Source organism: Streptomyces varsoviensis (assembly GCF_000718635.1).
In the GTDB taxonomy this organism is placed as follows: domain Bacteria; phylum Actinomycetota; class Actinomycetes; order Streptomycetales; family Streptomycetaceae; genus Streptomyces; species Streptomyces varsoviensis.
Window position 1 is genome coordinate 1 of sequence record NZ_JOBF01000106.1, and the last position, 220, is coordinate 220.

The following is a 220-nucleotide window of genomic DNA, read 5'->3' on the forward strand; positions in this document are numbered from 1 at the left end:
GTCCGGCACCTCCATCCACGGCGAACACGCACCCCGCGGCGGAAACCGGCAGCTCAAACGCGCCATGTTCCTGTCCGCCTTCGCCTGCATGAACGCCGACCCCGCCTCCCGCACCTACTACGACAAACAACGAGCCCGCGGCAAAACCCACACCCAGGCCCTCCTCCGCCTCGCCCGCCAACGCACCAGCGTCCTGTTCGCCATGCTCCGCGACAACACC

General features: G+C 68.2%; 1 pseudogene. It reads left to right on the top strand.

Features of this window, described 5'->3' with window-relative positions:
- Positions 1–220: pseudogene (locus tag IF55_RS35800) on the top strand (IS110 family transposase); the annotation flags it as partial.